General features: G+C 71.0%; 16 protein-coding genes. 4 read left to right on the top strand and 12 right to left on the bottom strand.

The features are described 5' to 3' along the window. Positions 1–3 precede the first annotated feature (3 nt). Genes pgi through tkt form a run of 5 tightly spaced genes read right to left on the bottom strand, consistent with a single transcriptional unit; the run spans position 4 to position 7,455 of the window. Positions 4–1,650: a glucose-6-phosphate isomerase gene (gene pgi / locus ACFV7R_RS02855; RefSeq protein WP_385259136.1), complete on the bottom strand. Its 1,647-nt coding sequence runs from the start codon at positions 1,648–1,650 to the stop codon at positions 4–6. Beyond that, complete coding sequence (opcA, locus tag ACFV7R_RS02850; protein ID WP_385259134.1) at positions 1,643–2,578, bottom strand: glucose-6-phosphate dehydrogenase assembly protein OpcA; 936 nt, start codon at positions 2,576–2,578, stop codon at positions 1,643–1,645. Before opcA ends, pgi begins: the two co-directional genes overlap by 8 nt. Further along, complete coding sequence (zwf, locus tag ACFV7R_RS02845) at positions 2,575–4,218, bottom strand: glucose-6-phosphate dehydrogenase (protein WP_385259131.1); 1,644 nt, start codon at positions 4,216–4,218, stop codon at positions 2,575–2,577. The genes opcA and zwf overlap by 4 nt, the downstream gene beginning before the upstream one ends. Beyond that, a complete protein-coding gene (gene tal, locus ACFV7R_RS02840) occupies positions 4,215–5,360 on the bottom strand; it encodes a transaldolase (RefSeq protein ID WP_385259130.1) in 1,146 nt (381 codons plus the stop codon). The genes zwf and tal overlap by 4 nt, the downstream gene beginning before the upstream one ends. A gap of 19 nt (positions 5,361–5,379) precedes the next feature. Next, on the bottom strand, positions 5,380–7,455 hold the full coding sequence (gene tkt / locus ACFV7R_RS02835) for a transketolase (RefSeq protein ID WP_385259127.1): 2,076 nt from the start codon (positions 7,453–7,455) through the stop codon (positions 5,380–5,382). Between the two features lie 170 nt (positions 7,456–7,625). On the opposite strand from tkt, the gene ACFV7R_RS02830 reads away from it, so the two are divergent. Beyond that, the gene (locus ACFV7R_RS02830; protein WP_385259124.1) at positions 7,626–8,519 is read left to right on the top strand and encodes a helix-turn-helix domain-containing protein; all 894 of its coding nucleotides are present in this window, start codon (positions 7,626–7,628) and stop codon (positions 8,517–8,519) included. Positions 8,520–8,573: 54 nt separating this feature from the next. Here ACFV7R_RS02830 and ACFV7R_RS02825 read toward each other — a convergent pair whose 3' ends face one another. The 7 genes from ACFV7R_RS02825 to ACFV7R_RS02795 all read right to left on the bottom strand — a co-directional run bounded on the left by ACFV7R_RS02825 (position 8,574) and on the right by ACFV7R_RS02795 (position 17,653). Beyond that, positions 8,574–9,971, bottom strand: coding sequence for a glycoside hydrolase family 16 protein (locus tag ACFV7R_RS02825; protein ID WP_385259122.1), 1,398 nt, complete (start codon positions 9,969–9,971; stop codon positions 8,574–8,576). A gap of 248 nt (positions 9,972–10,219) precedes the next feature. Then, the gene (locus tag ACFV7R_RS02820; protein WP_385259120.1) at positions 10,220–12,322 is read right to left on the bottom strand and encodes an MMPL family transporter; all 2,103 of its coding nucleotides are present in this window, start codon (positions 12,320–12,322) and stop codon (positions 10,220–10,222) included. A gap of 129 nt (positions 12,323–12,451) precedes the next feature. Next, on the bottom strand, positions 12,452–13,120 hold the full coding sequence (locus ACFV7R_RS02815) for a response regulator (RefSeq protein WP_385259118.1): 669 nt from the start codon (positions 13,118–13,120) through the stop codon (positions 12,452–12,454). Then, positions 13,117–14,307, bottom strand: a complete 1,191-nt coding sequence (locus ACFV7R_RS02810) for a sensor histidine kinase (RefSeq protein WP_385259115.1) — start codon at positions 14,305–14,307, stop codon at positions 13,117–13,119. Before ACFV7R_RS02810 ends, ACFV7R_RS02815 begins: the two co-directional genes overlap by 4 nt. A 90-nt stretch (positions 14,308–14,397) precedes the next feature. Next, positions 14,398–15,762 carry a prolyl oligopeptidase family serine peptidase gene (locus ACFV7R_RS02805; protein WP_385259112.1) on the bottom strand — a complete coding sequence of 455 codons (1,365 nt, stop codon included), beginning with the start codon at positions 15,760–15,762 and terminating at the stop codon, positions 14,398–14,400. Then, positions 15,759–17,066: an MFS transporter gene (locus tag ACFV7R_RS02800; RefSeq protein WP_385259110.1), complete on the bottom strand. Its 1,308-nt coding sequence runs from the start codon at positions 17,064–17,066 to the stop codon at positions 15,759–15,761. Before ACFV7R_RS02800 ends, ACFV7R_RS02805 begins: the two co-directional genes overlap by 4 nt. A 158-nt stretch (positions 17,067–17,224) precedes the next feature. Next, positions 17,225–17,653 (bottom strand): MarR family winged helix-turn-helix transcriptional regulator, encoded by a 429-nt coding sequence (locus ACFV7R_RS02795; protein WP_385259109.1) that lies wholly within the window; start codon positions 17,651–17,653, stop codon positions 17,225–17,227. Positions 17,654–17,874: 221 nt separating this feature from the next. On the opposite strand from ACFV7R_RS02795, the gene ACFV7R_RS02790 reads away from it, so the two are divergent. From ACFV7R_RS02790 to ACFV7R_RS02780, 3 genes are read left to right on the top strand one after another with little or no spacing between them, the layout of a single operon-like run. Next, complete coding sequence (locus tag ACFV7R_RS02790) at positions 17,875–18,792, top strand: SDR family NAD(P)-dependent oxidoreductase (RefSeq protein ID WP_385259106.1); 918 nt, start codon at positions 17,875–17,877, stop codon at positions 18,790–18,792. Beyond that, positions 18,792–19,667, top strand: coding sequence for an amidohydrolase family protein (locus tag ACFV7R_RS02785; RefSeq protein WP_385259104.1), 876 nt, complete (start codon positions 18,792–18,794; stop codon positions 19,665–19,667). The genes ACFV7R_RS02790 and ACFV7R_RS02785 overlap by 1 nt, the downstream gene beginning before the upstream one ends. An 11-nt stretch (positions 19,668–19,678) precedes the next feature. Then, the gene (locus tag ACFV7R_RS02780; RefSeq protein ID WP_385259101.1) at positions 19,679–21,187 is read left to right on the top strand and encodes a long-chain fatty acid--CoA ligase; all 1,509 of its coding nucleotides are present in this window, start codon (positions 19,679–19,681) and stop codon (positions 21,185–21,187) included. Positions 21,188–21,195: the final 8 nt, after the last annotated feature.

Raw genomic sequence — 21,195 nt, 5'->3', positions numbered from 1 at the left:
TGTTCACTTCCTGATATCGCGGTAAGCGGCCACGAGGGCGGCGGTGGAGGGGTCGAGACCGGGCACGTCCGCGCCCTCGGTCAGCGCGGGCTCGACCCGCTTGGCGAGCACCTTGCCCAGCTCCACGCCCCACTGGTCGAAGGAGTCGATGTTCCAGATCGCGCCCTGGACGAACACCTTGTGCTCGTACAGCGCGACCAGCTGGCCGAGGACCGACGGGGTGAGCTCCGCGGCCAGGATCGTGGTGGTCGGGTGGTTGCCCTTGAAGGTGCGGTGCGGCACCTGCTCCTCGGGCACGCCCTCCGCGCGCACCTCCTCGGCGGTCTTGCCGAAGGCGAGCGCCTGTCCCTGCGCGAACAGGTTCGCCATCAACAGGTCGTGCTGCGCCTTGAGTTCGTCGCTCAGCTCGGCGACCGGCCGGGCGAACCCGATCAGATCGGCCGGGATGAGCTTCGTCCCCTGGTGGATCAACTGGTAGTAGGCGTGCTGCCCGTTGGTGCCGGGCGTGCCCCACACCACCGGGCCGGTCTCCCAGCCCACGGTGCGGCCGTCGCGGTCCACCGACTTGCCGTTGGACTCCATGTCGAGCTGCTGCAGGTAGGCCGTGAACTTGGACAGGTAGTGGCTGTACGGCAGCACCGCATGCGACTGGGCCTCGAAGAAGTTGCCGTACCAGACGCCCAGCAGGCCCAGGATCAGTGGGGCGTTGGCCTCGGCGGGCGCGCTGCGGAAGTGCTCGTCGACGATCCTGAACCCGTCGAGCATCTCCCGGAAGTGTTCCGGGCCGATCGCGATCATCAGGGACAGACCGATCGCCGAGTCGTACGAGTAGCGGCCGCCGACCCAGTCCCAGAACTCGAACATGTTGTCCGGGTCGATGCCGAACTCGGTGACCTTCCCCGCGTTCGTGGACAGGGCGACGAAGTGCTTGGCGACCGCCTTCTCCTCGCCGCCGAGCCCGGCCAGCAGCCAGGAGCGGGCGGAGGTCGCGTTGGTGATCGTCTCGATCGTGGTGAACGTCTTGGACGCGACGATGAACAGCGTCTCGGCCGGGTCCAGGTCCCGCACCGCCTCGTGCAGGTCGGCGCCGTCCACGTTCGACACGAACCGGAACGTCAGTGAGCGGTCGGTGTATGCGCGCAGCGCCTCGTACGCCATCGCCGGGCCCAGGTCCGAGCCGCCGATGCCGATGTTGACGACGTTCCTGATCCGCTTGCCGGTGTGGCCGGTCCACTTCCCGGAGCGGACCCGGTCGGCGAAGGCGCTCATCTTGTCGAGCACCGCGTGGACCTGGGGGACCACGTTCTCGCCGTCGACCTCGATCACCGCGTCCCGTGGGGCGCGCAGCGCGGTGTGGAGCACGGCGCGGTCCTCGGTGATGTTGATCCGCTCACCGCGGAACATGGCGTCGCGCAGCCCGAACACATCGGTGGCGGTGGCGAGTTCCTGGAGGAGGGCGAGCGTCTCGTCGGTGATGAGGTGCTTGGAGTAGTCGATGCGCAGGTCGCCGACGCGTACGACGTACCGCTCCGCGCGCCCGGGGTCCGCCGCGAACAGCTCGCGCAGCCGCGGGCGTTGCAGTGCGTCCGCGCGGTGGTCCTCCAGGGCGGCCCACTCGGGCCGCCGTGTCAGCAGGGGCTGGTCAGACATGAGCGGGGCTCTCCTTGGTGCCCTCGCCCCGCAGGGCGACGGCGTACATCTCGTCGGCGTCGAGGCGCCGCAGCTCCTCGGCGATGAGTTCGGAGGTGGGGCGCACCTTGAGCGCGAGCGTGCGGGACGGCTGGCCCGGCAGGGTGAGCGTGGCCAGCGGGCCCTCGGGCCGGTCGATGACGATCTCGCCGGTCTCGGTGCCCAGCCGGACGCCGGTGACGACCGGACCCGCGGTCTCCACACGGTCGACCCGGACGTGCAGCCGGGCCTCCAGCCAGCGGGCCAGCAGCTCGGCGCTGGGGTTGTCCGCCTCGCTCTCCACGGCCGCCGAGGTGATCCGCAGCTTGGCCTGGTCCAGAGCGGCGGCCAGCATCGAACGCCAGGGCGTGAGCCGGGTCCACGCGAGGTCGGTGTCACCGGGCGCGTACGAGTGGAGGCGGTCCTCCAGCGCGGCCAGCGGCGTCTCGACGGCGTACATGTCGGTGATCCGGCGCTGGGCGAGTGCCCCCAGCGGGTCCTTGGCGGGCACCTTGGGCGCATCCACCGGCCACCACACGACGACCGGCGCGTCCGGCAGCAGCAGCGGCAGGACGACGGAGTCGGCGTGGTCGGACACCTCGCCGTAGGTCCGCAGGACGACCGTCTCACCGGTTCCGGCGTCGGCGCCCACCCGGACCTCGGCGTCGAGGCGGGACTGGGTGCGGTCCCGGGGGGTGCGGGCGTGCCGCTTGATGACGACCAGGGTGCGCGAGGGGTGCTCGTGCGAGGCCTCCTCGGCCGCCTTGATCGCGTCGTAGGCGTTCTCCTCGTCCGTGACGATGACCATCGTCAGGACCATGCCCACCGCGGGTGTACCGATGGCGCGGCGGCCCTGCACCAGCGCCTTGTTGATCTTGCTTGCCGTGGTGTCGGTCAGGTCGATCTTCATGGCCTGCGCCAGCTCCGTCCGTCTCGTGCGAGCATCTCGTCGGCTTCCTCGGGGCCCCAGCTGCCCGACGTGTACCGCGCCGGCCTGCCGTGCGTCGCCCAGTACTCCTCGATCGGGTCGAGGATCCTCCAGGACTCTTCCACTTCCTGATGGCGGGGGAACAAGTTGGCATCCCCCAGGAGGACGTCCAGGATGAGCCGCTCGTACGCCTCGGGGCTGGACTCCGTGAACGACTCGCCGTAGGCGAAGTCCATCGTCACGTCCCGGATCTCCATCGACGTGCCCGGCACCTTCGAACCGAACCGGACCGTCATGCCCTCGTCCGGCTGGACCCGGATGACGACGGCGTTCTGGCCCAGCTCCTCGGTGGCCGTGGAGTCGAAGGGGGAGTGCGGGGCGCGCTGGAAGACCACCGCGATCTCCGTCACCCGGCGGCCGAGCCGCTTGCCGGTGCGCAGGTAGAACGGGACGCCCGCCCAGCGGCGGTTGTCGACGTTCAGCTTGATCGCGGCGTACGTGTCGGTCACGGAGGCCGGGTCGATACCGTCCTCCTCGAGGTAGCCGCGCACCTTCTCGCCGCCCTGCCAGGCGGCCGCGTACTGGGCGCGCACGGTGTGCTTGCCGAGGTCCCCCGGCAGCTTCACCGCCTTCAGCACCTTCAGCTTCTCCATCAGCAGCGAGGCGGCGTCGAAGGAGGCGGGCTCCTCCATCGCGGTGAGCGCCATCAGCTGGAGCAGGTGGTTCTGGATGACGTCACGGGCCGAGCCGATGCCGTCGTAGTAGCCGGCCCGGCCGCCGATGCCGATGTCCTCGGCCATCGTGATCTGCACATGGTCGACGTAACTGCGGTTCCAGATCGGCTCGAACATCTGGTTGGCGAAGCGGAGCGCCAGGATGTTCTGGACCGTCTCCTTGCCGAGGTAGTGGTCGATACGGAACACCTGGTCCGGCTCGAACACGTCGTGCACGATCCTGTTCAGCTCCTCGGCCGACCTCAGGTCGTGGCCGAACGGCTTCTCGATGACCGCGCGGCGCCAGGAGCCCTCGGGCGCGCCCGCCAGCCCGTGCTTCTTCAGCTGCTGGACGACCTTGGGGAAGAACTTCGGCGGCACGGAGAGGTAGAAGGCGTAGTTGCCGCTGGTGCCCCGGGAGGCATCCAACTCCTCGATGGAGCTGCGCAGTTGCTTGAACGCGTCGTCGTCGTCGAAGTCGCCCGGGACGAAGCGCATGCCCTCGGCCAGCTGCTGCCAGACCTCCTCGCGGAACTCCGTACGGGCGTACTCGCGGACCGCGTCGTGCACCACCTGCGCGAAGTCCTGGTCCTCCCAGTCCCGGCGGGCGAACCCGACGAGTGAGAAGCCCGGAGGCAGCAGGCCGCGGTTCGCCAGGTCGTAGACGGCCGGCATCAGCTTCTTGCGGGACAGGTCGCCGGTGACGCCGAAGATGACGAGGCCGGACGGGCCGGCGATCCGGGGGAGGCGGCGGTCCCGGGGGTCGCGGAGGGGGTTCGACCAGTCGGAGGCGGGGGCGGCGATCCCCTGCGGGGACGCCTCGGGCTGCTGGGCTCCGGGCTCCTGAGGCGCGGTCACCTCGGTCACCTCGTTCTCCGCAGCCGACGTCTCGGAAAGCTTCTCGCTCATTCCCCGTCAACCTCCTTGCCGGTCAGTGACTTCGTGACGGCGTCCAGCAGGTCCTGCCAGGCCACCTCGAACTTGGCGACGCCCTCGTCCTCCAGCTGCTGGACGACCTCGTCGTAGGAGATGCCGAGCCGCTCGACGGCGGCGAGGTCGGCGCGGGCCTGCGCGTAGCCGCCGGTCACCGTGTCGCCGTGGATGTTGCCGTGGTCGGCGGTGGCGTTCAGCGTGGCTTCCGGCATCGTGTTGACCGTGCCGGGGGCGACCAGGTCCTCGACGTACAGGGTGTCCTTGTAGGCGGGGTCCTTCACGCCGGTCGAGGCCCACAGCGGGCGCTGCTTGTTGGCGCGGGAGCCGGTCAGGGCGAGCCAGCGCTCACCGGCGAACACCTCCTCGTACGCCTCGTAGGCCAGCCGCGCGTTGGCGAGCGCCGCCCGGCCCTTGAGCGCGAGGGCCTCGTCCGTGCCCAGCAGCGTCAGGCGCTTGTCGATCTCGCTGTCGACCCGGGAGACGAAGAAGGACGCCACGGAGTGGATGGCGGACAGGTCCAGGCCCGCCGCCTGCGCCTTCTCCAGGCCGGCCAGGTAGGCGTCCATGACCTCGCGGTAGCGCTCCAGCGAGAAGATCAGCGTGACGTTGACGCTGATGCCGGCGCCGATGACCTCGGTGATCGCCGGGAGGCCCGCCTTGGTCGCCGGAATCTTGATCATGACGTTGGGCCGGTCGACCAGCCAGGCGAGCTGGCGGGCCTCGGCGACGGTGGCCGCCGTGTTGTGGGCGAGGCGCGGGTCGACCTCGATGGAGACCCGGCCGTCCCGGCCGCCGGTCGCGTCGTACACGGGGCGCAGGATGTCGGCGGCGGAGCGGACGTCGGCGGTGGTCATCATGCGGACGGCCTCGTCGACGGTGACGCCGCGCACGGCGAGGTCGGTGAGCTGCTCCTCGTAGCCCTCACCGGAGCCGATGGCGGCCTGGAAGATGGACGGGTTGGTGGTGACGCCCACGACGTGCTTCGTGTCGATGAGTTCGGCGAGGTTGCCGGACGTGATGCGCCTGCGCGACAGGTCGTCCAGCCAGATCGACACGCCCTCGTCGGAGAGGCGCTTGAGGGCTCCCGCGGTGGCGGATGCTTCGGTCACAGTGATCATCTTCTTTCTGGCGATCGGATCAACCACGCGCGGCAGCCAGTGATTCCCTGGCGGCTGCGGCGACGTTCTCGGCGGTGAAGCCGAACTCGGTGAACAGGGTCTTCGCGTCGGCGGAGGCGCCGAAGTGTTCGAGGGAGACGATGCGTCCTGCGTCACCTACGAAGCGGTACCACGTCAGACCCACCCCCGCCTCGACAGCGACACGCGCCTTCACGGACGGCGGAAGGACACTCTCGCGGTACTCGCGGGGCTGCTCCTCGAACCACTCCACGGACGGCATCGACACCACCCGCGCGCCGATCCCCTCGGCTTCCAACTGCTCCCGCGCGGCAACGGCGAGCTGCACCTCGGAGCCGGTGGCGATCAGGATCACGTCCGGAGCCCCGGTCGAGGACTCGAACAGCACGTAACCGCCGCGCGCCGCGTCCTCGTTCGGCTCGTACGTCGGTACGCCCTGCCGGGTGAGCGCGAGGCCGTGCGGGGCGGGGTGGGTGGCGTGCCGCCTGAGGATCTCGGCCCAGGCGATCGCCGTCTCGTTGGCGTCCGCCGGGCGCACGATGTTCAGGCCCGGGATGGCGCGCAGGGCGGCCAGGTGCTCGACGGGCTGGTGGGTGGGGCCGTCCTCGCCGAGGCCGATGGAGTCGTGCGTCCAGACGTACGTCACCGGAAGCTGCATCAGTGCGGACATGCGCACCGCGTTGCGCATGTAGTCGGAGAACACCAGGAACGTGCCGCCGTAGATACGGGTGTTGCCGTGCAGCGCGATGCCGTTCATCTCCGCGGCCATCGAGAACTCGCGGATGCCGAAGTGGATCGTACGGCCGTACGGGTCGGCCTCCGGCAGCGGATTGCCCTTCGGCAGGAAGGACGAGGTCTTGTCGATGGTGGTGTTGTTCGAGCCGGCCAGGTCGGCGGAGCCGCCCCACAGCTCGGGGATCACGGCGCCGAGTGCCTGGAGCACCTTGCCGGACGCGGCACGCGTGGCGACCGCCTTGCCCGCCTCGAAGACCGGGACCTTCTCCTCCCAGCCGGTGGGCAGCTCGCCCTTGCTGATCCGGTCGAACTCGGCGGCGCGCTCGGGGTCGGCGTCCCGCCACGCGGCGATCCGCTTGTCCCAGGCGGCGTGGGCGTCGGCGCCCCGGTCGAGCGCCCGACGCGTGTGGGCGAGGACCTCGTCGGTGACCTCGAAGGTCTTCGCCGGGTCGAAGCCCAGCACGCGCTTGGTGGCCGCGACCTCGTCCTCGCCGAGGGCGGAGCCGTGCGAGGCCTCGGTGTTCTGCGCGTTCGGCGCCGGCCAGGCGATGATCGTGCGCAGCGCGATGATGGAGGGGCGCCCGGTCTCGGCCTGCGCCGTCCTGAGCGCCGTGTACAGCGCGGCCACGTCGATGTCGCCGCTTTCGGCGGGCTCCACACGCTGCGTGTGCCAGCCGTAGGCCTCGTACCGCTTCAGCACGTCCTCGGAGAAGGCGGTGGCGGTGTCGCCCTCGATGGAGATGTGGTTGTCGTCGTAGAGGAAGACGAGGTTGCCGAGCTTCTGGTGGCCGGCCAGGGACGAGGCCTCGGCGGAGACGCCCTCCTCCAGGTCCCCGTCGGAGACGATCGCCCAGATGGTGTGGTCGAACGGCGACTCACCGGCCGGCGCGTCGGGGTCGAACAGGCCGCGCTCGTAGCGGGCGGCCATCGCCATGCCGACGGCGTTGGCGACGCCCTGGCCGAGCGGGCCGGTGGTCGTCTCCACGCCCGCGGTGTGCCCGTACTCGGGGTGGCCCGGCGTCTTCGACCCGTGCGTGCGGAACGCCCTCAGGTCGTCGAGCTCCAGCTCGTACCCGGCGAGGAAGAGCTGCGTGTAGAGAGTGAGCGAGGTGTGGCCGGGGGAGAGGACGAAGCGGTCACGGCCCGCCCACTCCGGGTCGGCAGGGTCGTGTCGCATCACCTTCTGAAAGATCGTGTACGCCGCCGGGGCGAGGCTCATCGCGGTGCCGGGATGGCCGTTCCCGACCTGCTGGACGGCATCCGCCGCCAGCAGACGGGCGGTGTCGACGGCACGCCGGTCGAGGTCGGTCCACTCGAAACTGTCGGGTGTCTGCGTGCTCATCTGTAGGCAGTCCTCTTCAAAAGGTTATCGGAGCCAGCGTTTCAGCTGGTCGGACGCGTACGACTCTAAAAGTCTGACTTTTTCGTGGGAAGGTCCGGGTGTGCCAGCCTGTGGTGAAAGTGGGACACGGAGACCGGTACGGCGCGAGACCAAGGCGGCGCGAGCAGGGCATGGCGGGCATAACCATCCAAGACGGAGATGACGGCGGGATCAGAACGTTCCCTTTCCCGGTGGAGCGGAGCGTCTCCGGTGTGGGCGTACAGGTCGGCCCGATGGGCGAGGGCCGTACCTGGCACGCCGAGGCGCCGCTGGAGCGCATCCACCGCATCGACTTCCACATCGTGATGATCTTCAGCGGCGGACCCGTACGCCACATGATCGACTTCGCCGAGTACGAGGCGACGGCCGGCGACGTGCTGTGGATCCGCCCGGGACAGGTGCACCGCTTCACGGACATGAGCGAGTACCGCGGAATCGTCCTGACCATGCAACCCGGCTTCCTGCCGCGCGCCACCGTCGAGGCCACCGGCCTGTACCGCTACGACCTGCCGCCCCTGCTGCACCCCGACGAGGCCCGGCTCGCCGCCCTGCGTGCGGCCCTCGACCAGCTGCAACGCGAGTACGAGGACACCGAGACCCTCCCGCTCAGCCTGCACACCGCCGTCCTGCGCCACACCCTGACCGCGTTCCTGCTGCGCCTCGCGCACCTCGCGGCCAGCTCCGCGGAGGCGGCCCGGCAGCAGGCGGACACCACTTTCACCCTCTTCCGCGACGCGGTCGAGCAGGGCTTCGCCACCAACCACAGCGTCAGCGCCTACGCCGACGCCCTCGGCTACTCCCGCCGCACCCTCGTCCGCGCGGTCCGCGCCGCCACCGGCGAGACACCGAAGGCCTTCATCGACAAGCGGGTGATCCTGGAGGCCAAACGCCTCCTCGCCCACACCGACCTGCCCATCGGCCGCGTCGGCGCGGCGGTCGGCTTCCCCGACGCGGCGAACTTCTCCAAGTTCTTCCACCAGCACACGGACATGACACCGGCGGTGTTCCGGGCGGAGTTGCGGTGACAACGAAAACGGGCCCCACGCGCGCGTGGGGCCCGTTTCGGCGTAAACAGCCGCTCAGCGCCCGAAGTTGAACCAGTTCACGTTCACGAAGTCGGCCGGCTGGCCGCTGGTGAAGGTCAGATACACGTCGTGCGTGCCCGTGACGGAGCTGATGTTCGCCGGGACCGTACGCCAGGACTGCCAGCCGCCGGTGTTGCCGACGGCGAAGCTCCCGACGGGCGCGCTGCTGCGGCTGTCCAGGCGCACCTCGACCAGGCCGCTCACGCCGGAGCCCGCACCGCTCGCGACCCGGGCGTTGAACTGTGTGGCCGCCGTGGAGCCGAAGGTGACGCCCCGGTAGAGCGCCCAGTCGCCGTTGGCCAGCGCTCCGATGTTCTGGCCGCCGCCCGTGTCGGAGGTCGACTCGGTCATCGTGCCGGACTGGCCGTCGTGGGACTCGGCCTGGATGGCGCTGTAGGCGTCCCGGTTGCCGGTCGGGGGAGGCGTGGTACCGCTCCCACCGGCCGACAGCACCTGGACGTAGTCGACGACCATCGAGTGGCCCGGCACCGTCGCGGCGTCCGGTCCGCCGCCGAAGGCGTCCACGAAGCCGCCGCCCATCGCCACGTTCAGGATGATGAAGAAACCGTGCTCCGTGGCGTTCGCCCATGTCGTCGCGTCGACCTGGTTCTCGCGCACGGTGTGGTAGTTGGTGCCGTCGACGTAGAAACGGATCTCCTCGACGCTCGTCGAGCGGTCCCACTCCATGCGATACGTGTGGAAGCCGGACTGGCAGCTGGCGCCGGGGCAGGTGGTGGAACCGCCGATGCCGGTGGTCTCGTTGCAGGGGCCGCCGGGTGAGGTGCCGCAGTGCATGGTCGCCCAGACGGTGTTGAGGCCCTGGACGTTCTCCAAGATGTCCAGCTCGCCGACGCCCGGCCAGTTCCAGTAGTTGCCGCGGAAGGGTGCGCCCAGCATCCAGAAGGCGGGCCAGTAGCCGCGGGCGGCGGCGCCGGTGACGTTGGGCATCTGGATGCGGGCCTCGACCCGGAGTCTGCCGCCGGCCGGGGGCTGGAAGTCGGTGCGGTTGGTCTCGATACGGCCGGAGGTCCAGTTGCCGGCGGCGTCGCGGCGCGGGGTGATACGGAGGTTGCCGCTGCCGTCGAGGGCGACGTTGTTGGTGCTGGAGGTCATCGTCTCGATCTCGCCGGTGCCCCAGTTGGCGGGGCCGCCCGGGTACGAAGTCCCGGTGGCGTACTGCCAGTTGGCCGTGTTGACGCCGGAGCCCGCGGCGCCTTCGAAGTCGTCGACGAAGACCTGCGTCCAGCCCGACGGGGGCGGCGGCGCGGCAGCGGTCGCGGACGGCGTCACGGCCGTGGCGACCAGCGCCGCGAGGCCCAGCGTGCTGAGGCCGGCGACCAGGGCCCGTCGGAAGGTCCGGCGTCTGCCGGGTGTGCCGGAGGTTTCGCTCATGGGGTGCCTCTCGGTACGGAGTGGGGGTGCGCGGATGCCTGTCCGGGAGCGCCCGAGGGGAGTTCTGAGAGCGCTCTCAGACAATGGCTGCGCGGACAATGTCCTCTCGGGTACTCCAGTCGTCAAGAGGTGCAGCCGAGAAAGTCCGTGCGGGGCATGGGAGTTCAAGTGATGAAGGGACGGTGTTCGGTACGTTCCCGACGGGGACCGGGCGCACCGACGCGCCCGGCCCCGTCCTCCTCCGTGGCTCAGACCGGCTCCGTCACCCGGACGCGCTGCGGTGCCTCCTCCTGCAGTCCGAACCGGTCGTGCGCCTTGCGCAGGGGCTTCGGCGCCCACCATGCGTGCCGTCCGAGCAGCGCCATGGTCGCCGGGACGAGCAGCATCCGGACGACCGTCGCGTCGATCAGCACGGCGAGGGTGAGGCCCAGACCGATCTGCAGGATGGGCGAGAAGCCGCCGGTCATGAAGGCGCCGAAGACCACCGCGAGCAACAGCGCGGCGCAGGTCACCACGCGGCCGGAGCGGCGCAGCCCGGTCACCACGGCCTCCTGGTCGGCCTCGCCCAGCCGCCGGGCCTCGCGCATCCGGGCGAGGATGAACAGCTCGTAGTCCATGGCGAGTCCGAAGGCGATCGCGATGATCAGCGGTGGCGCGGTCAGGCTCAGCGCGTCGAGGCCCTCGGCGCCCAGCAGCCCGGCCAGATGCCCGTCCTGGAACACCCACACCACCACGCCGAGCGCGGCGGCCAGGCTGAGCAGCGTGGTCGCGATGGTGCGCACCGGGATCAGCACCGAGCCGGTGAACGCGAACAGCAGCGCGAAGATGCCGGCGAGAACGGTCGCCGCAGCCCAGGGCGCCCGGTCGGCGAGCATCTCGCGGAAGTCGACCAGTCGGGCCGCGACACCGGTCACCTCGACGGGTTCGTCCCCGCGGACCTCCCGCACCTCGCGGACCAGGTCGGTCGCCGCGTCGCCGTCCACACTGCCCGACGGCGGCAGTTCGACGACGGTCGTGCCGCCGGGCAGTTCACGGGACTGGGCGCCCGGGGCCAGGGTCCGGATCCGCTCGGCGGTCGCCGCGTCCGTCCCCGGCCTCAGGACCACGGTGACCGGATCGACCCCGGCGCCCGGCGGGAAGTGCGCCTCCACGGTGTCGTACAAGTGCCGTGCCTCGGTGTCCGTCGGCAGTTGCCGGGCGTCCCCGATGCTGATCCGCATGCCGGTGACCGGCAGCGCCAGCACCAGCAGGGCCGGGACGACCACGGCGAGTACGGCGACGCGGTTGCGCGCCGAGAAGCGTGCCAGGCGTGCGAAGACACGGCCCTCCTCGCCCTTCGGCCGGGCCTTGGCCGGGGCGATCCTCCCGCCGAACCGGGTGAGCAGCGCCGGCAGCAGGGTGAGCGCGGCCAGCATGTCGATCACCACCACCGCGGCCACGGCGAGGCCCATGCTGCGCAGGAACACGCTCGGGAAGACCAGCAGTCCGGTCAGGCTGACCGCCACGGTGAGCCCCGAGAAGAGCACCGTCCGGCCCGCCGCCGCGACCGTCCGGTGCACGGCCTCGACCACGTCGTCGGTGTGCCGCCGCTCCTCGCGGAAGCGGACCAGCATCAGCAGGGCGTAGTCCACGGCGAGCCCGAGCCCCAGCATGGTGGTGACCTGGACCGCGTACACCGAGATGTCCGTGACCTGGCTGAACCCGAACAGCGCCAGGAACGCTCCCGCGATCCCGCTGACCGCGACGAGCAGCGGCAGCCCCGCCGCGCGCAGCCCGCCGAAGATCACCACCAGCAGAACGAGGACGACCGGCAGGGAGATCAGCTCGGCGTTCGCCACGTCCTCCTGGGCGCGTTCGCCGAGTTGCTGTCCGAGCAGCGGGCCGCCGCTCACATGGACGTCCGGCGCGTCGATCTGGTGGATGCGGGCGGAGGCGTCGTCCACCGCCCGCTCCTCGGCGTCGTCGTCGAGTCCGCCCTCAAGGGTGACGGGGATGAGCCGGGCGTGCCCGTCCTCGGAGACCAGGCCCGGAGTAGTGAAGGGGTCGGGCACGGCCGCGACGCCGGGCACCTCTCGCACCTCGGCGACGGCCCGGTCGACCTCGCCACGCAGCGCAGGGTCGGAGACCGCGCCGCCTTCGACGACGGCGGTGATCGACTCGCCGGTCGGGTCGACGCGGTCGAGATACTGCGCGGCCCGCTCCGACTCGGTGCCCGGAACGTTCGGCACCTCGTCGGAGAGCCGCGCGAAGACGCCCGTCCCGAGCCCGAACCCGAGCAGCAGAAAGAGCACCCACAGCAGGATGACGGTCAGCGGGCGGCGGGTCGCCGCCCGGGCGAGCGTGGAGAGCACGGTCCCTCCCGGCGGATCGTAGGCTTCGAACGCCCTCAGACTCCTGCCGAGGGGGATGCCAACGGATCGCCGACGGGAGCGGTTTCGAGGCCTCCGCCGTACGGGGGAGACGCGGCCGGCGCTCCCTCGCTAGGGGGAGCCGGGGGTCACCAGTCCGGTCTCGTACGCGCAGATCACGGCCTGTACCCGGTCCCTGAGGCCCAGCTTGCTCAGTACGTTGCTGACGTGGGTCTTGACGGTGTGTTCGCTGACGAACAGGGTCGTGGCGATCTCCGCGTTGGACAGTCCGCGGGCGAGCATCCGCAGCGTCTCCACCTCGCGCGCCGTCAGCAGGTCCAGCTGCTGCGGCGTCACCTCGGCGGCGGCCTCCTCCCGGCGGCGCCGCACGATGTCCGCGACCAGCCGCCGGGTGACCGCCGGCGCGAGCAGCGAGTCGCCGGCCGCGACCACCCGCACCGCGTGCACGAGGTCGTCCCGGCGCACGTCCTTCAACAGGAACCCGCTGGCGCCGGCGCACAGCGCCTCGTACACGTACTCGTCCAGGTCGAACGTGGTCAGCATGACGACCTTGCAGCCGGACTGCGAGCACACCTGCCGGGCCGCCTCCAGGCCGTCCATGACCGGCATCCGGATGTCGAGGAGCAGCACGTCCGGCGTGTGCCGCCGCACGGCGTCGACCGCCTCGGCGCCGTCGCCGGCCTCGGCGACCACCTCGATGTCCGGCTGCGCCTCGAGGATCATGCTGAAGCCGCTGCGGACCAGCTCCTGGTCGTCGGCGACGACCACACGGATGCTCACCCCAGGGCCGCCTGTCGGTCGTCGTCCGGCAGCCGTACGACGACCCGGAAACCGCCGTGCGGACCGCGCCCGGCCTCGGCGCTGCCCCCGCAGGCGGCGGCCCGCTCCCGGATGCCGATCAGCCCGTGCCCGCCGCCCGGGGCCGTGGGCCCGCGTCCGTCGTCCGTGACCGCCAGTGTCAACGCGTCCTCCGTCCAGTCGAGTTCGACCGTCGCGGAGGAAGCGTACGCGTGCTTCACGGTGTTGGTGAGCGCCTCCTGGACGACGCGGTACGCGGCGACCTCGGTGTCCGGGAGCAGCGGGCGGGGTTCGCCGGAGGTCCGCAGCTCCACCCGCAGGCCGGTGGACTCCCCGACCTGGCGGACCAGCTCCACAAGCGCAGAGACCCCGGGCTGCGGCAGCCGCCGCGAGGCGCCGCCCGCCTCCTCCTCCTTCAGGACGCCGAGGATGCGGCGCAGTTGGGCCATGGCGTCCCGCCCGCTCGTGGCGATCGCGTCGAACGCGGCCTCGGCGCGGGCCGGATCGTTGCGGACGACGACCGGACCGGCTTCGGCCTGCACCACCATCAGGCTGACCGCGTGGGCGAGGATGTCGTGCATGTCCCGGGCGATCCGGGCGCGCTCCTGCGTCCGGGCCCGCTCGGCGTCGGCGGCGCGTTCCCGTTCCAGCCGCCGGGCCCGGTCCTCCAACTCCGCGGTGTAGGCGCGCTGGACGCGTTCGAGCATCCCGAGCGCGTAGGCGCAGACGACGCCCATCAGGTGGAAGGCGTACTCGAAGGGCTCGGTCTTGTCCGTGTGCATCATGGTGAGCGCGACCCCCGCCAGCCAGCCCACCAGCATCACTCGCCGCTGCCAGGGCGGACACAGGGCTGCGACGGTGTACAGGACGACGAGGCCGCCGTATTCGACATCCGGGGGCGGCGCGTGGTAGACCGCCATCGCGGGGGTCGCGACCGACACGGCGCACGCCGTCCCGAACGGTGCCCGCCGCCGCCACACCAACGGCACCGCGGTCGCCGCCCCGAGCAGGTAGCCCTGCCAGGACAGCGGCTCGTCCTTCCCGCCGGGGAAGATCCACTGCAGGGAGGTCGCGAACAGCACCAGTGCGGCGAGCGCCGCGTCGACGACGTACGGATGCGTCGTGCGCAGTCGGGCGACGGCAGGCGTGATCCAGGACCGGGCGGACATGGCGGCTCCTCGGGGCAAGGGCCGTTCCAGTATCCCGAGGTGGCCGGGGGCGGGCCTCACCGGTGAGAGGGATATCGGCACGAGGTGATCTCATGGCCGGGCGTCCCTCGGATGGGCGAGGTCGTACGGGCGGGGATACGGCGTCGGGCGATAGGTCACGTACCGGGGTTCGGCCGTCGGCTCCTCCTGGCGCGCGCGGGTGTCGAGGGCGTCGGCGGAGGCGTCCCAGTGGCCCGTTGTCAGACGGTGCTCCAGGGTGCGCAGGGCGGCGAGGGTCTCGCCCGGGGTGAAGGTGCAGTGCCCGGGACCGTCGACGTAGGCCTGGGCGAGGAGTCGGCCGGTGCCGGCCGCGGCGGCGGCCCGCCGGTAGGCGCTCTCGGCCTGGACGGGGATCAGCGCGTCGCCGGTCGTGTGGATGTTGAGCTGGGGGTCGGTGAGCCGGCCCTTGAACACGCTGGTGTCCCGCATCCACCGTACGGCTGCCGGGTCGGCGGAGATCCGGGGCGCCCGGTTCAGGGCTGTGAGGTCGGCCCGCAGTGACAGTCCCGCCTTCTTGTAGAGCTCGGTGACCTCCTTGTACACGGGCGAGCGGTGCAGCATCGCCGTGTAGTCGACGCCGGTGTTCCACGACGGGTTCCCGCCGGCCCGCCGCTCGGCCTCCTGCCGCCAGCTGAAGGCGGGCAGCTGGAGCAGGCCGGTGACGGCCGCGTACTGGTTGGCCTGCTGGGCGTCCCAGTCGGTCGGCCCGGGTTTCGGTTGCGCGGCGTCGTTGTACCCGGGGATGTTGTGCAGGGCGGCGGCGAGAGCGATACGGGCCCGCCCCTCGTCGGTCTGCTGGGCGGCGGTCACCTTCGCGGTGAGCGCGCTCGCGGCGCTCTGCGCGGCCGCCTGGTCGGCGAACCCGGTGAGCGGGATGCTCTCCCCGGGAGCGAGCAGCGCCTTCAGTGCGAACACCGGATCGAGCGTGCTGTTCCAGTTGGCGGCCCCGCCCTGCACCAGCCCGCACATGGACAGCGAGCCGTCGAAGCGGTCCGCGTGCCGCTCGGCCAGGGTGGTCGTGACGAGCCCGCCGTAGGAGGTGCCCCAGGCGAGCGTTCGCCGGGCCGTGCCGAACCGCGTCGTGAACAGGTCCAGGGTGGCGAGCTGGTCGGGGACGGCGTCGGTGACGGCCCAGCCGTTCGTGGCGTACGAGGAGCCGATCAGCGCGTAGCCGTCGGCGAGGAGTTCGTCCCGGGTCTGTGAACCGGGCGCGTTCTGCGCGGGGTTGGGCCAGCCTGCGGCACGGTAGCCGTGGCTGTAGAGCAGGACGGTGCCGTTCCAGGCGGCGGGGACGTCCATCAAGTAGGTGGCGCCGGAGGGAAGTCGGCCCTCGATGTGCGAGTCGGTGGCGGCCTGCGCCGGCAGCGCCGTCACGGCGCACAAGGACACGGCCAGCAGTGCGATACGGGCTCTCAACGGGGCGTCCCTTCCGGGGTGGGGGCGGCGGCTCGGGCCGCGGGGGATTCCAGGGCGTCGGTGTGCGTCTCGCGCACCCGCCACACGGTGAGCGCGGTGATCGCCGCGCCGCCGCACAGCAGCAGGGAGACGGGGGCGCTGCTGCCGCCGGACGAGGCGAGCAGACTGCTCGCGATCAGCGGGGAGAACCCGGCGCCCACCAGGGTCGCGGCCTGGTATCCGAGGGAGGCGCCGGTGTAGCGCACGCGGGTGCCGAACATCTCGGTGAGCAGGGCGCCCAGCGGGCCGTACATCGTGGACTGGGCGACACCGTGACCGAGCGCCAGGGCGAGGATCAGCAGGCCGGGGGAGCCGGAGTTCACCAGGGCGAGCACCGGGAAGGCGAGCGCGGCTGAGGCGACGGCGCCGGCCAGCACCACCGGGCGGCGGCCGACCCGGTCGGACAGCGCCGAGGCCAGCGGCAGCACCAGCAGCGCCACGCAGGAAGCGACGGTCACCGCGGTGAGCACCTGCGGTCGGCTGTAGCCCTGTTGGACGGCGTACGAGATCATGAACCCGGTCAGCAGCGACTGGGCCGTGAACGCGCCGATGCCGACGCCCGCCGCGAGCAGCACCGGCTTCGGGCGGCGCAGCACCTCCACGACCGGTGGCTTGTCCACCGGCGCGCGCCCCGCCGCGGCGAACAGCGGACTCTCCGCGACCTTCAGCCGGACGAACAGGCCGACGGCCAGCAGCGCGATGCTGAGCAGGAACGGCACTCGCCAGCCCCAGGAGCGGAACTGCTCGTCGGGCAGTGCGGAGACCAGGGTGACCACTCCCGCGGAGAGCACGGAGCCGAGCGGGGCGCCGAGCATGGTGAAGCTGGACCACAGGCCGCGCCGGGACCCGTGGGCACGCTCGGCGTGCTCGACGACCATCAGGGTCGCGCCGCCCCACTCGCCGCCGATCGCGATGCCCTGCACCACCCGCAGGGTGACCAGCAGGACGGGTGCCCACACGCCGATCGCGTCGTAGGTCGGCAGCAGGCCGATGAGGAAACTGCCGCAGCCCATCAGGACCATGGTCAGCAGCATCATCGACTTGCGGCCGACCCGGTCGCCGAAGTGGCCGAAGACGATGCCGCCCAGCGGGCGGGCCACATAGCCCGCGGCGAAGGTGCCGAAAGCCGCGATGGTGCCGACCGCGGGGTCGGCGTCGGGGAAGAACAGATCGCCGAAGACGAGCGCGGCGACGGTGCCGTACACGAGGAAGTCGTAGAACTCCACTGCCGTGCCGAGCAGTCCGGACAGTGCGACGCGGCGCAACTGCCGTGATTCCGGGGACGATTGACGGGCGGATGAGCGGGATGGCTGCACGGTGAGCTCCCTGGACCGATGCCGTGGAAGTGCACCGGCGGGGGACCGCGCCGATGCCCGGCTGAAGTTAGGCAGACATTTTGCGGCCGTCAATCATTTGCACAACATCAGCTCCGGGAGTCGGGCTCCGCGATCCGCAGCAGCAGTGCGTGCAGGGTTTCCCGCTCGGCCGGGTCGAGCGGCTCCAGCAGGTCGTTCGTGACGTGCAGGCCCGCCTCGTCGGTGTCGCGCAGAAACGCGCGGCCGGCCTCGGTGAGGACGACGATCCGGCTGCGGCGGTCCTCGGGTGCGGGCCGGCGCTCCGCGAAGCCCAGCTTCTCCAGGTCGTCGACGAGTCCGACGATCGCGCTCGGGTCGTAGCCCAGCCGTTCGCTCAGCTCGCGCTGGAGGGCGCCCTGAGAGGTGGCGAGGAAGCGCAGCACCGCGTAGTGGCGCAGGCGCAGGCCCGACTCCTGGAGGAACGCGTTGAACAACTGCCCCGAGCGCAGGCCCAGTCGGTACAGGAGGTAGCCGGTGTCCGCGTGCAGTCCGCGCATCCATGGTTCGTGCGCGTCGATCGGGGCTGCGTTCGGGGTGGGCTGCTGGCGGGCGATGGCGGGCTCCCTGGTCGAGGTCCCCGGCTGGGGGCGGTCTTCTGCGGGTCGACCCCAGTCTCTCGCACCTACCGGTCGGCAACAACTATTGACGAGAACAATTATTGCTCTTAGCTTCGGTCTCGTAGCCGCATCACACGCATCACTTGCGAAGGGACTCGCCCGTGCCCAGCATCGATCTCACCGGCAAGGCCGCCGTCGTCACCGGCAGTGGCCGGGGCCTCGGCCTCGCCTACGCCCACGCCCTCGCCGCCCATGGCGCGTCCGTGGTCGTCAACGACGTCGACGAGACCGTGGCCGAGCAGGCCGTCAAGTCCATCACCGAGGCGGGCGGCACGGCCGTTGCCGAGGTGGTCGCGGTCGGCACCACCGAGGCCGCCGACCGACTGGTGGGGCGGGCCGTCGAGGAGTTCGGCCGGCTCGACGTCCTGGTCACCAACGCGGGCATCCTGCGCGACAAGGTGCTGTGGAAGATGACCGACGACGACTTCGACGCGGTGATCAGCACCCACCTCAAGGGCACCTTCACCTGCGCCCGTGCCGCCGCGGTCCGGATGCGCGAGCAGGGCGAGGGCGGCTCCCTGATCCTGGTGGGCTCCCCGGCCGGGCAGCGCGGCAACTTCGGGCAGACCAACTACGCCGCCGCCAAGGCCGGCATCGCCGCCATGGCCCGCACCTGGTCCATGGAGCTGGGCCGCGCGAACATCACCGTCAACGCGATCGTGCCGGTCGCCGCCACCGCGATGACCGAGACCATCCCCGCCTTCGCCCCGTACATCGAGGCCATGAAGAACGGCGAGCCGCTGCCGGACTTCCTGCGCAAGGGCGAGGGCTTCGGCACTCCCGAGGACTGCGCGGCCCTCGTCCCGTTCCTCGCCTCCGAGGCCGCGCGCGGCATCACCGGGCAGGCCATCGGCATCGGCGGCGACAAGGTGGCACTCTGGTCGCATCCGCAGGAACTCAGGGCGGCGTACGCCGACGGCGGCTGGACCCCCGAGACCCTGGCCGACGCCTGGCCCACCTCGGTCGGCGCCGAACTCCAGTCGGTGGGCATCCCCGCGCCCAAGCTGCCGGAGGCGTGATGGACATCAGCGAACTCGTCGCGATCGACGTCCACACCCACGCCGAGGTCTCCTCCAAGGGCCACTCCTCCCTGGACGACGACCTGCACGACGCCTCCTCCGCCTACTTCAAGGTCGAGGGCAAGCGGAAGCCGACTCTTGAGGAGACCGCCGCCCACTACCGCGAGCGGAAGATGGCCGCCGTGATCTTCACGGTGGACGCCGAATCCGCGACCGGCACCGCGCCCGTCCCGAACGAGGAGGTCGCCGAGGCCGCCGCCGCCAACCCGGACGTGCTGATCCCCTTCGCCTCCATCGACCCCTTCCGGGGCAGGGCGGGGGTCAGGCAAGCCCGCCGGCTGGTGGAGGAGTACGGGGTGAAGGGCTTCAAGTTCCACCCCAGCATCCAGGGCTTCTTCCCCAACGACCGGGCGGTGGCGTACGACCTCTACGAGGTGATCGAGGAGACCGGCACCATCGCGCTGTTCCACACCGGTCAGACCGGCATCGGCGCGGGAGTGCCCGGCGGAGGCGGCATCCGACTGAAGTACTCCAACCCGCTGCACGTCGACGACGTGGCTGCCGACTTCCCGCATCTGAAGATCATCCTGGCGCACCCGTCCTTCCCCTGGCAGGACGAGGCCCTCGCGGTCGCCACCCACAAACCGGGTGTGCACATCGATCTGTCCGGCTGGTCGCCCAAGTACTTCCCGCCGCAGCTGGTGCAGTACGCCAACACGCTGCTGAAGGACAAGGTCCTGTTCGGCTCCGACTTCCCCGTCCTCACCCCCGACCGCTGGCTCGCCGACTTCGAGAAGCTGACGATCAAAGACGAGGTCAAGCCGAAGATCCTCAAGGAGAACGCCGCCCGCCTGCTCGGGCTGACCACACCGTAAGGGGCGCAACGATGCGCAACGAGGGACTGGGGTCATGGCCCGCACGCCGGGCCCGCAAGACTCCGCACCGCACCGCCCTGATCCACGGCGAAACGACGTTCACGTACGCCGACCTGTACGCGCGCACCACCCGCCTCGCCCACGCCCTGCGCGGCCGGGGCGTACGCCGCGGCGACCGGATCGCCTACCTCGGCCCCAACCATCCCTCCTACCTGGAGACTTTGTTCGCGGCGGGCACGCTCGGCGCGGTCTTCGTCCCGCTCAACACCCGCCTCGCCGGGCCCGAGATCGCCTACCAGCTCGCCGACTCGGGCGCCAAGGCCCTGGTCTACGGCCCCTCGCACGCCGGGCTCGTCGCCGGACTGCCCGGCAGTACGGACGTCCGGACGTACATCGAAGTCGGCGCCGAGTACGAGGAAGCGGTGGCCGCCGCCGCGTACGAGCCCATCGACGAACCGGTCGGCGCCGACGACACCTGCATCATCATGTACACCTCGGGGACGACCGGCCGCCCCAAGGGCGCGATGCTCACGCACGGCAACCTGACCTGGAACGCCGTCAACGTTCTCGTCGACACCGACCTGATCGCCGACGAACGCGCCCTGGTCTCCGCCCCGTTGTTCCACACGGCCGGCCTGAACATGCTCACCCTGCCGGTGCTGCTCAAGGGCGGCACCTGCGTCCTGGTCGAGGCCTTCGATCCGGACGCCACCTTCGGCCTGGTCGAACGGCACCGGATCACCTTCATGTTCGGGGTGCCGACGATGTTCGACCAGATCGCCCGGCATCCGCGCTGGCGGGACGCCGACCTGTCCTCGCTGCGGATACTGACCTGCGGCGGCTCGCCAGTGCCGACACCGCTGATCGCCGCCTACCAGGAGCGCGGGCTCACCTTCCTCCAGGGCTACGGCATGACGGAGGCCGCGCCCGGGACACTGTTCCTGGACGCCGAGCACGCGGTCGGCAAGGCAGGTTCGGCGGGCGTACCGCACTTCTTCAGCGACGTACGGGTGGTAGGGCCGGACCTCACGCCGGTCGACGTCGGTGAGACCGGCGAGGTCATGGTGCGCGGGCCGCACGTCATGCCCGGCTACTGGGGGCTGCCCGAGGAGACGGCCGCTTCCTTCGTGGACGGCTGGTTCCGCAGCGGGGACGCGGCCCGGATCGACGCGGACGGCTATGTCTTCGTCGTCGACCGCATCAAGGACATGATCATCTCGGGTGGGGAGAACATCTACCCCGCCGAGATCGAGGACCTCCTCCTCGCCCACCCCGACATCGTCGAGTGCGCGGTCATCGGTGTGCCGGACGACAAGTGGGGCGAGGTGCCACGCGCGGTCGTGGTGCCGCGTGAGGGCGCCGACCTCGACCCGGACGAGGTGCTCGCCTCGCTGTCCGGCCGCCTCGCCAAGTACAAGATCCCGAAGTCGGTGGTGCTCGCGGACGAACTCCCGCGCACCGCCTCCGGGAAGCTCCTCAAGGCCCGGGTGCGCAAGCGCTTCGGCAACCAACTCCCTTAAGGAAACGG

The sequence above is a fragment of the Streptomyces sp. NPDC059866 genome (genome assembly GCF_042731325.1).
Classification (GTDB): domain Bacteria; phylum Actinomycetota; class Actinomycetes; order Streptomycetales; family Streptomycetaceae; genus Streptomyces; species Streptomyces flavusporus.
The sequence above is the reverse complement of the archived record's forward strand: the minus strand, read 5'-3'. Positions and strand labels throughout refer to the sequence as shown.

What these genes read in the sequence shown, in the direction of transcription:
- tkt (WP_385259127.1), bottom strand. Translation starts at nt 7,455, where the DNA reads ATGAGCACGCAGACACCCGACAGTTTCGAGTGGACCGACCTCGACCGG.
- pgi (WP_385259136.1), bottom strand. Translation starts at nt 1,650, where the DNA reads ATGTCTGACCAGCCCCTGCTGACACGGCGGCCCGAGTGGGCCGCCCTG.
- ACFV7R_RS02825 (WP_385259122.1), bottom strand. Translation starts at nt 9,971, where the DNA reads ATGAGCGAAACCTCCGGCACACCCGGCAGACGCCGGACCTTCCGACGG.
- ACFV7R_RS02785 (WP_385259104.1), top strand. Translation starts at nt 18,792, where the DNA reads ATGGACATCAGCGAACTCGTCGCGATCGACGTCCACACCCACGCCGAG.
- zwf (WP_385259131.1), bottom strand. Translation starts at nt 4,218, where the DNA reads ATGAGCGAGAAGCTTTCCGAGACGTCGGCTGCGGAGAACGAGGTGACC.
- ACFV7R_RS02780 (WP_385259101.1), top strand. Translation starts at nt 19,679, where the DNA reads ATGCGCAACGAGGGACTGGGGTCATGGCCCGCACGCCGGGCCCGCAAG.
- opcA (WP_385259134.1), bottom strand. Translation starts at nt 2,578, where the DNA reads ATGAAGATCGACCTGACCGACACCACGGCAAGCAAGATCAACAAGGCG.
- tal (WP_385259130.1), bottom strand. Translation starts at nt 5,360, where the DNA reads ATGATCACTGTGACCGAAGCATCCGCCACCGCGGGAGCCCTCAAGCGC.
- ACFV7R_RS02795 (WP_385259109.1), bottom strand. Translation starts at nt 17,653, where the DNA reads ATGCGCGGACTGCACGCGGACACCGGCTACCTCCTGTACCGACTGGGC.
- ACFV7R_RS02830 (WP_385259124.1), top strand. Translation starts at nt 7,626, where the DNA reads ATGGCGGGCATAACCATCCAAGACGGAGATGACGGCGGGATCAGAACG.
- ACFV7R_RS02810 (WP_385259115.1), bottom strand. Translation starts at nt 14,307, where the DNA reads ATGTCCGCCCGGTCCTGGATCACGCCTGCCGTCGCCCGACTGCGCACG.